This is a genomic window from Dongia sp., from assembly GCF_041906375.1.
Classification (GTDB): Bacteria; Pseudomonadota; Alphaproteobacteria; order Dongiales; family Dongiaceae; genus Dongia.
In genome coordinates this window covers 378,670-391,369 of sequence record NZ_JAYRJJ010000003.1, presented here as the reverse complement: position 1 = coordinate 391,369, position 12,700 = coordinate 378,670, and the positions used below count along the sequence as shown (strand labels likewise).

Below are 12,700 nucleotides of genomic sequence, written 5' to 3'. Positions count from 1 at the left end.
CTTTGCGGCCGATCCGAGTTCTCCCGCGCTATTCGATCAGCCCATTGCCGGCGCGAAGGTCTCTGCGATGCGGGCTTGTGCGGCGGCGAGGGATTGGTCGCGCGACGCCGGGGAGAGGCCTAGGCCTTCGGCGCGGATGATGTCGACCTGCGTCATGCCGAGGAAGTTCAGCACGCGGCGCAGATAGTCTTCCTGGAAATCCAGCGCGTGCCGCCAATCGTCGGCATGGGGTGCGTCGCCGGCGAGGATGCTGCCGCGCGTCGAGGCGATGATGGCGCGGCCCTTGGTGGCGAGGCCGACCGGTCCCTGTTCGGTATAGCGGAAGGTGCGGCCGGCGCGGGCGATGCGGTCGATCCAGGCCTTGAGCCGGGTCGGGATGGAGAAATTATACATCGGCGCGCCGATGACGATGATGTCGGCCGCGAGGAATTCCTCAAGCAGTTCGTCGCTGAAAGCGATCTCGTTCTGCAACTCGGCATCCGGCGTGGTGCTGCTGCCGCCGCGCAGGGCGGCAAGCAATGGGCCGGAGAGATGGCTGGGCGCGGTGAGGTCGAGGTCGCGGTGAACCAGCGTCAGTTCCGGGGAGGTGCGGCGCAGGCCGTCAACAATGGCGGCGGTCAGCTGGCGCGAGGCGGAGGCGGCGCCCAAGGGGCTGGAATCGATCTGCAGGACGTTCATGGCGTTTCTCCGAGGAATACCGATCGCCGTAGCGATCCATCGCCATTGCATATAAAATGGGAACGACTATCCGATTAGAGAGCGATTATGGACTTCTCTGTTCTAAAAACAGGACAATGCGGGCGATGCAGAACCTCAACGACCTCTATTACTTCGTCCAAATCGTGGAACGCGGCGGCTTTGCCGCGGCCGGCCGCGCGCTCGGCATGCCGAAATCGAAGCTGAGCCGCCGCATCGCCGCTTTGGAGAAGTCGCTGGAGACGCAATTGCTGCAGCGTTCTACCCGCAAGCTGGCGCTGACGCAGATGGGCGAGGTCTACTTGCGCCATTGCCAGGCGATGATCGCCGAGGCGCAGGCGGCGCAGGAGGCGATCGAGCGCGCCCATGCCGAACCGCAGGGGCTGGTGCGATTGAGCTGTCCCAATGCGATGGTGCAGGCGGTTCTGGCGCCGCTGCTGCCGAAATTCCTTGAGGCCTACCCCAAAGTGCGCCTGTCGGTGCTGGCCACCAACCGGCGCGTCGACGTGATCAGCGAGGGGATGGACATCGCCTTGCGCGTGCGCCGGCCGCCGCTCGAGGATTCCAACCTCATCGTGCATCGCTTTGGCGCCAAGAGCGCGCTGCTGGTGGCATCGCCAGCACTCCTCGACCGGATTGGCCGGCCGCAGACGATGGCCGACCTCGCCAGATTCGAGACCCTGTCACATGCGCTGGAAGAGGCACGACAGATCTGGACCACGCAAGCGCCGGACGGCAGCAGCGAGGAGATCGCGCTGCAGCCGCGACTGATGATGGACGATTTTGGCGCGCTGAAAATTGCCGCCATCGCCGGCATCGGCGTGGCGCTGATCCCGGAATATTTCTGCCGCAAGGAAATCGAGGCCGGCTTGCTGGAAGTGATCCTGCCAGATCACGCGCCGCCGATTGGCGACTTTCATGCTGTCTTTTCCTCGCGCCGCGGCCAGCTGCCGGCGGTGCGGGCGTTTCTCGATTTTCTCGACGCTGAGATCCTAGTCCTTGCGCGGCAAGGTGTCGGCGGTCTCGAACCAGGGCAATCGGCTGCGGCGCCAGACATGCTCGCGCGGCGGAAAGGCTGACGGATCGTCGAGCGTCGGCGTGTTGAAGGCGACATCGAACGGCGCCTGCCGCCCGCGATAGAGCAGCTGGCTGCCGCAGATGGCGCAGAATTCGCGCTGGCCGTGCTCGCTGGAAATAAAGACGGCCGGCTCGCCCTTGGTGTAAGCGAACTGGTCGGCATGGACGCGGGCGAATGCCTGCGCCGGCGCCCCGCTGGTGCGCTGGCAGATGCGGCAATGACAATAGCCGGTCCCGTAGGCCTCCCCCGTCACACGGTAGCGCAAGGCCCCGCACTCGCAGCCGCCTTCATGCATGGAAATCTCCCCCAAATGCCACCTCGACAAGACGAGGAACAGACTGCATCCTGCGCGTCAAACGAGCAACCCTTCACAGCGTTCAGGCATCAGCCCTTCTAATGAGACGCCGCCGATCGTCTAACAACCCATTCTGGCAGTATATCGTCGACCGGCTGCTCGCCTTGCCCATGGTGATCGCGGTCGTCGCTGGTGGCGTCATTTTCGTGATGGCGCAGGAGACCGAACGCTACAGCGCCGCTGCCGCGATGATCGACCATGTGGCACCACGCTCGCCGGCCGACGTGGCGCCGGGCGATGTCGTCATTGTGAGCGGCATCGTCCATTCCGACTTCAAGCCGACACCGTCTGAAAACGAGCCGGGGTTTGGCAACGTGTTCAAAGTCCAACGGGTACTGGAACGGAAAACCAAGGAATGGAGAGGGAGCAAGCGCCGCACGAGTTGGAAGGAAGTTGGGTCATTTTCCTGGACTGCGCCACATGCGCAGATGGGTCGGTGGACATTGACCTCGGCCGCCTTGGCAGGCGCCCGATCGGGCGCAAGGGCAGGCATTCCAATGGTGGAATTCACGCCGTCACGCCAAAGTAACGCCAGCGACATCAAAGTTGACGGGCCGCACATTTATTATACGGCCCACGACGAAGAATATCGCCTCTCCTACCGAGTATGGCAGTCCGACGAGCCCTATTCCATCGTCGCTGCGGTGGATCAGGCTAGGCAACTCGCGCCGGTCCAGTTGGGACGCTGGCAGTCGAGCATCACCATTCTCACACCCGGCAAGCTCGGCGACGCGGCGGTCTCCAGAGAAAACATGCTGAAGCGCCGGATCGGTGTGCTGATCGGGTTGCTTTGCGCTGTCGCTTTGTTCTGGTGGGGCATTGGACTGGTCTATGACGAGATCGGGCTACGCAAGAAAAGCCTTGTAACCCTTATCGTCGCCGGCCCCCTCGCCGCGACCATTGCCTCGCCAGCCATTACCCTGCCCACAGTGCTTGCGGTCCCGATTGCCGCTTCCGGTCTGGTGCTGGTTTTGGTCTGGCTGTTTTTGATGGTGATCTACCTGTGTTTGCGGGTCATTCTTGGTCTCTATTGATTCACTTTGCTTCCCACGCCGCCATGGCACCTAGCCCCATGTGGGACGAACATGCAACTGGCACTCGACAAGGGATAGCTGGGTAGGCCATTCTCATTGCCTCGCTAAGGTTGTGGGGACGAGGCGTGATCATGGGAAATTGTGCGCGGCATGGGCTGGATGCACCCCGACGTCATGAGCCATTTTCGCCGATCATGGCAGCACAATAGGTTCAGCACCCCATACCTTCAGCATCCCAGGCCTTTATCTTGACCCCCACCACCAGCAAGCTCACCGACAATGCGCAATGGGGGGTCATTCTCGCCATTCTGGGCTATGGCATTTTTTCGTGCCAGGACGCGATCGTGAAATGGCTGGTGATGCATGATTACCAGATCTTCCAGATCCTGTTCGTGCGCAGCCTGACCGTCACCATCATCAGCTTGGTCGTGGGCGGCAAGCGCGGCATCATGGGGGTGGCGCGCAGCACCAACAAGGTGGGGCTGCTGTTGCGGGCGGCTTTGCTGCTGAGTGCCTGGCTCTGCTATTACAATGCCGCCAAACATCTCGCCTTGGCCGATCTGGTGACGCTCTATTACGCGGCACCCATTTTCGTCACCGTGATGTCGATCCTGCTGCTGCGGGAAAAGGTCACCTGGACGAGCTGGATTGCCGTCATCGTCGGCTTCGTCGGCGTCGCCATCGCCGCCAACCCGACCGGGCGGCCGGAGATCTGGCCGGCGCTGCTGGTGCTGGTGGCGGCGAGCTTCTGGGCCTTTGCCACCATCCTGGTGCGGAAGATCATGCATGTGGAGCCGACCATCAACCAGATGCTGTTCACCAACGGCCTCTTCGCGATGATCTCGGCCGCCACCCTGCCCTGGCTGTGGCAGACGCCCAGCCTCTTCGACGCGTCGCTGATGATCGGCCTGGGGCTGGCGAGCGGCCTTGGGCAGTATCTGCTCTATGAGAGCTTTCGCCACGCACCGGCCTCGGTGATTGCACCCACGGAATACACCGCCCTGGTCTGGGCGGTGATCCTCGGCTATCTGATCTGGCACGATTTGCCGAGCCATACCGGCATCATCGGCGCGGTGCTGATCGTGGCGTCGAGCGTCATCGTCATGATGGGCGACAGAAAGGCCAAGGCCGGATGAGCAGCTTCGACTGGCATGGCGCCAAGATCACCCGCGCGACGCCGGTCACGGCCAGCTATCGCAATACGCAGAATGTGCGCCGCTTCTTCCTGGCGGAATGCGGGCCGGAATTCAAGTTCGACCGCCCCTTCATGGCCTGGATGAAGGACGGCACGCCCAAAACCATGGGGGCCGCCGCGGATGAATGGAAACGGCGGCAAGGCGCGCGGAAATAGGCTCTTTTTGCGTCTGCGAAGCCATCTCCGGGAAGCATAGCCGTTCCCCCATTTGCAGCTGCTATTCCCCCTTTTCCTGCAGGGAAACAAGGCTAGAATGCCGCCCGATTCAACGTCACACCAGCCAAGGATCATAGAGGCCATGAGCCAGGACGCCGCCGCCCTGAAGGGCAATTGGAACTATCCCACCTCGGTCAAATTCGGCTGCGGCCGCATCAAGGAATTGCCTGACCATTGCAAGGCCGTGGGCCTCAAGCGCCCGCTGCTGGTGACCGATCCGGGCCTGGCCAACCTGCCGATGATCAAGGAAGCCATCGCCCGCAACGAGGCTGCCGGCATCCCGACCGGCCTCTTCTCGGAAATCCAGGGCAACCCGATCGCCAAGAACGTCGAGGACGGGCTCAAGGTCTATCGCGACGGCAAACATGACGGCGTCATCGCGTTTGGCGGCGGTTCGGCCCTCGACGCGGCCAAGGTCATCGCCTTCATGACCGGCCAGACCCGTCCGATGTGGGACTTCGAGGATATCGGCGATTGGTGGACCCGCGCCAACCCGGACGGCATCGCGCCGATCATCGCTGTGCCCACCACCTCGGGCACCGGCTCGGAAGTGGGCCGCGCCGGCGTCATCACCGATGAGAGCACGCACACCAAGAAGATCATCTTCCACCCCAAGATGATGCCGACCATCGTCATCGACGATCCGGAACTGACCGTGGGCCTGCCGCCGCATGTGACCGCCGCCACCGGCATGGATGCGCTCTCCCATTGCCTCGAAGCCTATTGCGCGCCGGGCTATCACCCGATGGCCGACGGCATCGCCTTGGAAGGCATGCGCCTTGTGCAGGAAAACCTGCCGACGGCCGTGAAGGACGGCAAGAACCTCACCGCCCGCGCCAACATGATGATTGCCGCCACCATGGGCGCCACCGCCTTCCAGAAGGGCCTAGGCGGCATGCACGCCATCAGCCATCCGCTGGGGGCGCTCTACAACACGCATCACGGCCTGACCAACGCCGTGGTGATGCCCTATGTGCTGGAGTTCAACCGCAAGGCCATCGACGAGCGCATGACGCGCCTCGCGCGCTTCCTCAACCTCGCCAATCCGGGCTTCGACGCCGTGCAGAAATGGGTCCTCGCCTTGCGCAAGGATATCGGCATTCCGCACACGCTGAAGGACATCGGCGTCGACGACAAGCGCGTCGACGAAGTGGCCAAGATGGCGGCGGAAGATCCGTCAGCCGGCGGCAACCCGATCAAGGTCGGCGCCAGTGAACTCGGCGCCATCTTCGTCAAGGGATTGAACGGCACCTTGGCGGCGTAAAGATTTACTGTTGCAAAGAAAAAGGCCGGGCAGAAATGTCCGGCCTTTTTTGTTTCGCTGACGTGCGCCGTCATCGCGGCGCTCGGGTAATTGGCCTGCGAAACCGCCTGCGCGGCGGCGACAACTCAGCCCTCTATGGGGCGTTCACCGGGAAGGCGCGCCGGACGATCTGCCGGAACCAGCTGCGGGTCTTCCGATGGCGGGCAAGATCGGCGTAGTGGTCGATCTCGCGCTCGACCGCCTGGCCGATCCAGACAAGAGCCAGATCGCGCTCGGCACCATAGGCGGCGGCGACATCGGCGAGCGCGGTCGCCTCGGCAAGATCGATGCGGCCGACGCGCAGATACTGCCGCGCAAGATCCACCGGCCCGTCGGCACTTCTCGAAACCTCGGCAATGCTGGCAGAGTCTGCGCCAAGGGACACCGCCCAGTCTCCGACAAGCCGGGCCGGCGGCACATTCTCGCGACCGACGGCCTACAGGGCCCGGATCAGGCGGTCGCAATCTGCGTCGATGGCGGCGGCCAGCAATCGCCTCAGCAGCGCCCGGCGCTGACGCGGAGAAAAATCCAGGGTTGCCGCAGTGATTTTCGCTGGCGTGAGAGTGAGTAGATCGCCCGCCACCAGCGCCAGCAGCGCCGCCTGGGCGGCTACGACTTTGCGGTCACTGGCTGATCCGAACATCGGTATCCCTGCCGGCGGTCATTCCCTTGGGATGGGATATGGTTGGCCTGTGGCCATGCGACAAGCAGCCTGCATCACAATCCGCCCCGGGCCCGGCGTGCCTGATAGGTTTGCAGGTGGCAATAGACCATGCGCAAGACGTTGGCATCATGGCCGAATTCGTGGGCACGGCGATACATGTCGCCGATGATATGGTCGGCTTCGATGGCGCCGCCCTTCTCGATGTCGCGCAGCATCGAGGCCATGAAGGTGGAGCCCGGCGCCATCAGAAGCTTCCTGGCATTGACGAGATAGTCGGCGCTGGGCGGATAGCCGTTTTCGGTGGCGACCGAGATCGCCTCCTGCAGCAATTCCTCGATGAGCTCGCGCCCTTCCTTGGCCGCCATCACATCGCCGGTGGCGCCGCGCATCAGGCAGGTGATGCCGCCCAGGGTGCCAATCATGACCCATTTGTCCCACAGCGCCTGGTCGACCGGATCGAGCAGCTTGGAGGAGAAATTGGCGCTGCCGCAGAGGGTCGCGAAATCGCTGAGGACGGATTGTGCACGCGGTGTCGGCGGATATTCCTCGAACGGGCCGAAGACCATCCGCGCGAACTCGCTCTTGTGCAGGATCTCGCCCGCGGGCGACAGCGTGGCTTCGATCTGGGCGATGCCGGCGATCATCTGCTCGGTGCCGAAGCGCGCGCGCAGATCGTCGTGATGGCGCATGCCGTTGAGCAGCGGCAGAACGATGGCGCCCGCCACCACATGAGGGGCGATGGCATCGATCGCGGGCGCCAGGTCATAGGCCTTGCAGCTGACGATGACGAGGTCGAAGGCGCCGCTGCCGGCTGCATCCTCGATCGTCTTCACGGCGAGCTTGGCGTCGCCGAGGGGGCTTTTGATGACGAGGCCGGTGGCGGCCAGATTGCGCGCCCGGGCCGGGCGCACCTGGAAGGTAACGTCGCCGCCCGCCTCGATCAGCCGTCCGCCGAAATAGCCGCCGACGCCGCCGGCACCCAGAATCAGAGTCTTCATGCCGAATCCTTCCGCTTGCCGCCCGAGCTTACCCGGGCGCGGACTTTCGGCCAACTTTTCCTTAGAGGTCCCGGGCCATGAGGCTGGCAACCGCGGCTTCCGCGGGGCCGCCCTCCCCGGCGAGCCCGCCGACGACGCCCTGGCGGTCCTCGGCGTTGCGGTTCTGACTCATCTTCCATTTGCCTTCCAGCCGGGCGATGGGGAGCCTGAAACCGACGATGCCCTTGAGATGCGCCTGGATGTAGTCGGCCGGCGCATCGGAAACCGCCCAGGGTTCGGCGCGCTTGCCTTCATGCCGGTCGGTGAGCCTGGTCACCAGGTCGAGCAATCGTTCCTGGTCGTCGAAGAACTCGATCGTGCCATGGGCATGAACGGTGACGTAGTTCCAGGTCGGCACGACCTTGCCGTTCTTGGCCTTCTCGGCATACCAGGAGGGCGAGACATAAGCGTCCGGCCCCATGAAGATGGCAAGGGTTTGCACCGATTTTTCGACCTGCTTCCATTGCGCGTTGCCGCGGGCGAGGTGGCCATAGAGGGTGCCGTTCGGCCCCTCCGCCGCCGCCAGCAGCACCGGGATATGGCTCGCATCCAGACCATCGCTCCCCAGCGTCACCAGGGAGCAAAGTCGCGCCTGGCCGATCGCCTCATGAAGGACGGACAAGCGCTCTTCGCGGAAATGCGCTGGCGCATACATGGCTTACGCGGCACCGTAGCCGCAGATGCCCTTGATTTCGAGGAAGTCGTGGATGCCGAAATCGGCATATTCGCGGCCATTGCCGGACTGCTTATAGCCGCCGAAGGGCGCGAATGTGTCCCAGGCCGGGTAGTTGATCTTGACCTGGCCGGCGCGCAGCTGTCGCGCCACCTGCCGCGCATGATTGAGGTCCTGCGACTGGACATAGGCGGCAAGGCCATAGACCGTGTCGTTGGCGATCTCGATCGCCTGCGCCTCATTGTCGTAGGACATGATGGCGATGACCGGCCCAAAGATCTCCTCGCGGGCGATGGTCATGTCCGGCGTCACATGGCCGAACACGGTCGGGCGCACATAGTAGCCACGGTTGAGGCCTTCCGGCCGGCCGGTGCCGCCGGCGACCAGCTTGGCGCCTTCCTTGATGCCGGTTTCGATGAGGCCCTGGATTTTGTTGAACTGCGCCTCGCTCACCACCGGTCCCAGCACCGTGTCGGCGGATTTGGGGTCGCCGACCTTGTGCGCCTCGGCGGCCTTCTTGGCGACAGCCAGCGCCTCATCGTGCCGGGCGGCCGGGACCAGCATGCGCGTCGGCGCATTGCAGGACTGGCCGCTATTGCCGAAGCAGCCCTGGATGCCTTTGTAGACCGCGGTCTCGAAATCGGCATCGGGCAGGATGATGTTGGGCGACTTGCCGCCCAGCTCCTGGCTGACGCGCTTCACGGTATCGGCCGCGGTCTTCGCCACGATGATGCCGGCGCGGGTCGAGCCCGTGAAAGAGACCATGTCGACGTCTTTATGCGCCGCGATCACCTGACCCACAGACGGGCCGTCGCCGTTGACCAGGTTGAAGACGCCGGCGGGGACGCCGGCTGCATGCAACACCTCGGCAAAGATGATGGCGTTGATGGGCGCCACTTCGCTGGGCTTCAGCACCATGGTGCAGCCGGCGGCGATGGCCGGCGCCACCTTGCAGACGATCTGGTTCAGGGGCCAGTTCCACGGCGTGATCAGGCCAACGACGCCGATCCCTTCGCGCACCACGCGGGTATCCCCACGCTGTTCCTCGAACTCGAAATCCTCCAGCGACTTGATGGTGGTCTCGAGATGGATCTTGCCCGTGGCCGCCTGCGAATCCCGCGCCATGGCGAGGGGTGCGCCCATTTCGGCGGAAACGGCCTGGGCGATATCTTCATAGCGGTTGTTGTATTCAGCGAGGATGCGCTTCAGCAGCGCCACCCGCTCGGCCTTCGTGGTCTGGGAGAATTTCGGGAAAGCGGCCTTGGCGGCGGCCACGGCCTTGTCGACATCGGCGGCGCTGCCCATGGAGATTTTGGTGAAAGCCTCCTCGGTCGCCGGATTGATGACCTCGACGGTCGCCGGCTTCACGGGATCGACCCAGGTACCGTTGATGTAGAACTTGAGATTGTTGGACATGACAGCGCTTTCCATAGCTTTTTTTCATCGGGCCACTTTGGCGGATGGCAGTGGAATACAGGATTCCACGCCCCCGCCAAAGTCCCGAATTGTCATGACCGTTATGTGACGGCGTCTTAGGCTGCGCCGTAGCCGACGATACCCTTCACTTCCAGGAAATCGTGGATGGCCCAATCGGCATATTCGCGCCCGTTGCCGGACTGCTTGTATCCGCCGAAGGGGGCGAACGTGTCCCAATCCGGATAGTTGATATTGACCTGACCTGCGCGCAATTGCCGCGCCACGGCTCGGGCATGGGCGATGTCCTTGGATTGCACATAGGCGGCAAGGCCGTAAACCGTATCGTTGGCGATTTCGATCGCCTGCGCCTCGCTGTCATAGGACAGGATGGCAAGGACCGGGCCGAATATCTCCTCGCGCGCGATGGTCATGTCGGGCGTCACATGGCCGAAGACGGTCGGGCGCACATAATAGCCTCGGTTGAGCCCCTCCGGGCGGCCGGTGCCGCCCGTGACAAGGGTCGCCCCCTCCTTGATGCCGGTTTCGATGAGACGCTGCACCTTGCTGAACTGCAATTCGCTGACGACAGGCCCGAGCACCGTGTCGGCGGCTTTCGGATCGCCGACCTTGTGCGCCTCGGCCGCAATCCTGGCGATGGCCAGCGCTTCGTCATGGCGGGCGCGCGGGACCAGCATGCGCGTGGGCGCGTCACAGGACTGGCCGGTATTGCCGAAGCAGCCTTCGACGCCTTTCTTCACCGCATGTTCGAAATCGGCGTCGGGCAGGATGATGTTGGGCGATTTGCCGCCCAGTTCCTGCGCCACGCGCTTTACCGTGTCGGCTGCCGTCTTCGCTACGATGATGCCGGCGCGCGTCGAGCCGGTGAAGGAAACCATGTCGACATCCCGGTGCCCCGCCATGACCTGGCCGACCGACGGCCCGTCGCCATTGACCATGTTGTAGACGCCGGCGGGGGTGCCGGCCGCGTGCATGATCTCGGAAAAGACGATGCCGCTGATGGGCGCTATTTCGCTGGGTTTCAGCACCATGGTGCAGCCGGCGGCAATGGCAGGCGCCACTTTGCAGACGATTTGATTAAGCGGCCAGTTCCACGGCGTGATGAGGGCAGCGACGCCGATCGGCTCCTTGACGATGCGCGTGGAGCCGCGCTGATGCTCGAACTCGAAATCCTCGAGCGATTTGATGGTGGCTTCGAGATGAACGCGGCCGGCCCAGGTCTGCGCATCGCGCGCCCAGGAAAGCGGCGCGCCCATCTCGTCGGAGACGGCCTGGGCGATATCTTCCGAACGCTCGTTATAGATCTCGAGGATCCGTTTCAGCAGGCCAAGGCGTTCCGCCTTGCTGGTTTTGGCGAATTTCGGGAAAGCGGTCTTGGCGGCCGCCACGGCCTTGTCAACATCAGCGCCGGTGCCAACCGAGATTTTGACATAGGCTTCCTCGGTTGCCGGATTGATGACATCGAGCGTCGCCGGCTTTACCGGATCGACCCAGGCGCCATTGATGTAGAATTTGAGCACGTTCGACATGATTGATCTTTCGTGTTGGTGAGTGAAAGGAAAACGTGGACGTCCGTCAGAAGGCGGCGTCGACCTGTTTCCGAGGCACGCTGCGCAGGGCAGCGAGAAGCGTGGTCAGGCCGGCGCTGCGCAGCGGCAGATAGGCCTTGCCGGTCTGGCGGCACAGCCGTTTGAGCAAATGCATCGCGTCGTGGCTGATGCAATCGACGGGAAAGAAGATGAAATTTGCCTGACTGATGAACCCGGCCAACTGCGCACCGCTATTTTCCAGGCCGCCATCGTGATGCAGCAATGTGGCACCAAAGCGCGCGGCAATCCCGCGCAGGTCGGCGACATGCCCGGACATGCCGCCGACATAGAGTATGGTCTGCCCGGACAAGGAATCGGGTTCGGATTCACCGGCCGCCACCTCGGGCGACAGGCTTGTTTCGACGAGCGCCAGTTCCCGGCGCAGGCATTCCACCTCCCGCTGGGTTTTGGCGTGACGGTCGCGCTCGGCCGCGAGCTTGGCTTCGGCAGCCTGCAGTTTCGCCTCGACATGTTGTCGATGCCCGGTCTCGGAGGCAAGGCGCCGCTCCAGGGCCGTAACAAGCTGCCCCGCCTCATCCGGGGCGGAAGCGTGTGCCGGGATACCGTCGGCCAGTCGGCGCGAGAGCAGCCGCGTCAGATCCTGGATCTTGGCGTTACGCGCCGAAGCGATCTCGTGGATCTGTTCCTGCTGCCGCGCAACCTTGGTAAGAAGCCCGGCATTCTTCGCCTCAAGTGAAGCCAGGCGGCGGATGTCGGCCCGGTTGGCGGCGCCGACCAGATGCGACAGCATGTGGACTTCGCCGAAAGCGAGCTTGACCAGCTTTTCAGTGACATAGGCATGGCTGAGCAATGCCCAATAAGCACTGGGGATATCGCCGGCCACAACCGCCGCTTTCCACAATGCCTCCAGATCTGCCTCGGCCTTTGCCGCGTCGAAGTGATTGAGGGCGCGCTGATGCTTTCGGTCGAGCGCCTTGTGCAACAATTTCGCCGCGCCGTCGCGCTGACCGGCCAGGGCAACACCCTGCTTATGGAGATCATGCTCCGTCATCGCTTCGACGCCGACGACGTTCGATTTGGTAAGCACATGACGGAGATCGGCCGTCGACAGACAGGTGCCGATGATCGAGCAATGCAGACTGGCGTTAAGTTCCCAGATCTTTGCGCGACGGCGCAGGACTTCGACCAGTTCTTGCGCGGTTTCGCGGGGGCGTGGCTTGGCTGCCGGGATAATCGGCCCGGGCAAGGTATTGCGATCGAACAAGGACCCCAGCGACAAATTCTCGCGGCGGCTTGAAGGCGCGCCCGTGAATTGGCCCTGTCGCGGATCGCGCAAAATCTGCAGCGTCATCATCCCGGCGTGATTCGTTATGTTTCATTGAATATAACGTGACCAGGAAGGCGATAGCAAGACGTGGCCCGGAAGTGCCCAGTCTCTTGCAACCTGCTGTATTGACGTGATTAA

Annotated in this window: 14 protein-coding genes; 5 read left to right on the top strand and 9 right to left on the bottom strand. The window is 63.3% G+C overall.

Going from position 1 to position 12,700, the window contains the following annotated elements; all coding sequences use genetic code 11:
• Positions 1-36 precede the first annotated feature (36 nt).
• Positions 37-678 carry an FMN-dependent NADH-azoreductase gene (locus ACE3OA_RS13285; protein ID WP_374311400.1) on the bottom strand — a complete coding sequence of 214 codons (642 nt, stop codon included), beginning with the start codon at positions 676-678 and terminating at the stop codon, positions 37-39.
• A 125-nt stretch (positions 679-803) separates the two neighbouring features.
• Between ACE3OA_RS13285 and ACE3OA_RS13280 the strand changes: the two genes are divergently transcribed.
• The gene (locus ACE3OA_RS13280; RefSeq protein WP_374311398.1) at positions 804-1,775 is read left to right on the top strand and encodes a LysR family transcriptional regulator; all 972 of its coding nucleotides are present in this window, start codon (positions 804-806) and stop codon (positions 1,773-1,775) included.
• Here the strand turns inward: ACE3OA_RS13280 and ACE3OA_RS13275 are convergent.
• Positions 1,689-2,069 (bottom strand): GFA family protein, encoded by a 381-nt coding sequence (locus ACE3OA_RS13275; protein ID WP_374311396.1) that lies wholly within the window; start codon positions 2,067-2,069, stop codon positions 1,689-1,691. The two genes, ACE3OA_RS13280 and ACE3OA_RS13275, sit on opposite strands and share 87 nt — an antisense overlap.
• Positions 2,070-2,170: 101 nt before the next feature.
• On the opposite strand from ACE3OA_RS13275, the gene ACE3OA_RS13270 reads away from it, so the two are divergent.
• The 4 genes from ACE3OA_RS13270 (at position 2,171) to ACE3OA_RS13255 (ending at position 5,838) form a co-directional block, all read left to right on the top strand.
• A complete protein-coding gene (locus ACE3OA_RS13270; protein ID WP_374311394.1) occupies positions 2,171-3,163 on the top strand; it encodes a hypothetical protein in 993 nt (330 codons plus the stop codon).
• Positions 3,164-3,411: 248 nt separating this feature from the next.
• Positions 3,412-4,299: a DMT family transporter gene (locus ACE3OA_RS13265; protein ID WP_374311392.1), complete on the top strand. Its 888-nt coding sequence runs from the start codon at positions 3,412-3,414 to the stop codon at positions 4,297-4,299.
• Positions 4,296-4,514 carry a DUF6434 domain-containing protein gene (locus ACE3OA_RS13260; protein WP_374311390.1) on the top strand — a complete coding sequence of 73 codons (219 nt, stop codon included), beginning with the start codon at positions 4,296-4,298 and terminating at the stop codon, positions 4,512-4,514. Before ACE3OA_RS13265 ends, ACE3OA_RS13260 begins: the two co-directional genes overlap by 4 nt.
• 142 nt (positions 4,515-4,656) lie before the next feature.
• Complete coding sequence (locus tag ACE3OA_RS13255) at positions 4,657-5,838, top strand: iron-containing alcohol dehydrogenase (protein WP_374311388.1); 1,182 nt, start codon at positions 4,657-4,659, stop codon at positions 5,836-5,838.
• 133 nt (positions 5,839-5,971) lie between these two features.
• Here ACE3OA_RS13255 and ACE3OA_RS13250 read toward each other — a convergent pair whose 3' ends face one another.
• The 7 genes from ACE3OA_RS13250 to ACE3OA_RS13220 all read right to left on the bottom strand — a co-directional run bounded on the left by ACE3OA_RS13250 (position 5,972) and on the right by ACE3OA_RS13220 (position 12,589).
• On the bottom strand, positions 5,972-6,262 hold the full coding sequence (locus tag ACE3OA_RS13250) for a hypothetical protein (RefSeq protein ID WP_374311386.1): 291 nt from the start codon (positions 6,260-6,262) through the stop codon (positions 5,972-5,974).
• A 51-nt stretch (positions 6,263-6,313) separates the two neighbouring features.
• Entirely contained in the window at positions 6,314-6,520 is a 207-nt protein-coding gene (locus ACE3OA_RS13245; RefSeq protein ID WP_374311384.1) for a hypothetical protein, read from the bottom strand.
• A 74-nt stretch (positions 6,521-6,594) separates the two neighbouring features.
• Complete coding sequence (locus tag ACE3OA_RS13240) at positions 6,595-7,539, bottom strand: 2-dehydropantoate 2-reductase (protein WP_374311382.1); 945 nt, start codon at positions 7,537-7,539, stop codon at positions 6,595-6,597.
• Between the two features lie 61 nt (positions 7,540-7,600).
• The gene (locus tag ACE3OA_RS13235; RefSeq protein ID WP_374311380.1) at positions 7,601-8,233 is read right to left on the bottom strand and encodes an FMN-binding negative transcriptional regulator; all 633 of its coding nucleotides are present in this window, start codon (positions 8,231-8,233) and stop codon (positions 7,601-7,603) included.
• A gap of 3 nt (positions 8,234-8,236) precedes the next feature.
• Positions 8,237-9,667, bottom strand: coding sequence for an aldehyde dehydrogenase family protein (locus tag ACE3OA_RS13230; RefSeq protein ID WP_374311378.1), 1,431 nt, complete (start codon positions 9,665-9,667; stop codon positions 8,237-8,239).
• A 116-nt stretch (positions 9,668-9,783) separates the two neighbouring features.
• Positions 9,784-11,214 (bottom strand): aldehyde dehydrogenase family protein, encoded by a 1,431-nt coding sequence (locus ACE3OA_RS13225; protein WP_374311376.1) that lies wholly within the window; start codon positions 11,212-11,214, stop codon positions 9,784-9,786.
• A 46-nt stretch (positions 11,215-11,260) separates the two neighbouring features.
• The gene (locus ACE3OA_RS13220) at positions 11,261-12,589 is read right to left on the bottom strand and encodes a DUF2325 domain-containing protein (protein WP_374311374.1); all 1,329 of its coding nucleotides are present in this window, start codon (positions 12,587-12,589) and stop codon (positions 11,261-11,263) included.
• Positions 12,590-12,700 lie beyond the last annotated feature (111 nt).

Bases quoted from the DNA above. Each gene is read 5' to 3' on its own strand.
- ACE3OA_RS13285 (WP_374311400.1), bottom strand. From the start codon at position 678: ATGAACGTCCTGCAGATCGATTCCAGCCCCTTGGGCGCCGCCTCCGCC.
- ACE3OA_RS13225 (WP_374311376.1), bottom strand. From the start codon at position 11,214: ATGTCGAACGTGCTCAAATTCTACATCAATGGCGCCTGGGTCGATCCG.
- ACE3OA_RS13275 (WP_374311396.1), bottom strand. From the start codon at position 2,069: ATGCATGAAGGCGGCTGCGAGTGCGGGGCCTTGCGCTACCGTGTGACG.
- ACE3OA_RS13280 (WP_374311398.1), top strand. From the start codon at position 804: ATGCAGAACCTCAACGACCTCTATTACTTCGTCCAAATCGTGGAACGC.
- ACE3OA_RS13230 (WP_374311378.1), bottom strand. From the start codon at position 9,667: ATGTCCAACAATCTCAAGTTCTACATCAACGGTACCTGGGTCGATCCC.
- ACE3OA_RS13220 (WP_374311374.1), bottom strand. From the start codon at position 12,589: ATGATGACGCTGCAGATTTTGCGCGATCCGCGACAGGGCCAATTCACG.
- ACE3OA_RS13260 (WP_374311390.1), top strand. From the start codon at position 4,296: ATGAGCAGCTTCGACTGGCATGGCGCCAAGATCACCCGCGCGACGCCG.
- ACE3OA_RS13245 (WP_374311384.1), bottom strand. From the start codon at position 6,520: ATGTTCGGATCAGCCAGTGACCGCAAAGTCGTAGCCGCCCAGGCGGCG.
- ACE3OA_RS13240 (WP_374311382.1), bottom strand. From the start codon at position 7,539: ATGAAGACTCTGATTCTGGGTGCCGGCGGCGTCGGCGGCTATTTCGGC.
- ACE3OA_RS13270 (WP_374311394.1), top strand. From the start codon at position 2,171: ATGAGACGCCGCCGATCGTCTAACAACCCATTCTGGCAGTATATCGTC.
- ACE3OA_RS13235 (WP_374311380.1), bottom strand. From the start codon at position 8,233: ATGTATGCGCCAGCGCATTTCCGCGAAGAGCGCTTGTCCGTCCTTCAT.
- ACE3OA_RS13255 (WP_374311388.1), top strand. From the start codon at position 4,657: ATGAGCCAGGACGCCGCCGCCCTGAAGGGCAATTGGAACTATCCCACC.